This window comes from Frankia sp. Mgl5 (assembly GCF_023242985.1).
Lineage (GTDB): Bacteria > Actinomycetota > Actinomycetes > Frankiales > Frankiaceae > Parafrankia > Parafrankia soli.
This window is the reverse complement of record NZ_JALKFY010000166.1, coordinates 1-263: the sequence shown is the minus strand read 5'-3', so window position 1 is coordinate 263 and position 263 is coordinate 1. Positions and strand designations below refer to the sequence as shown.

General features: G+C 54.0%; 1 pseudogene. It reads right to left on the bottom strand.

Annotated features, from left to right (window positions below):
* Positions 1-263 (bottom strand): annotated as a pseudogene (locus MXD62_RS08835) (HAD family hydrolase); the annotation flags it as partial.

Genomic DNA, 263 nt, shown 5'->3' with positions numbered 1-263 from the left:
GTATAGTCCAAGCCAAGCTGTTGAACCGCCGCCTCTGCTGCAATCGGAGATGGTTTACCGACCACCAAATCGATTGGTCTGCCTGTTGCTCCCTCTAATGCGCCGATCAACGCGCCCGTATCAGGGATCTGTCCATCTTCCAACGGGCAGGTACGATCCGGATTCGAGGCGATGACAACCGCCCCCCGCAAGGCTGCTTGAAACAGGTCATTTAGCATATCGTACGTAAACTGCCGATCCCAAGAAAGGACAACGTATTGAAC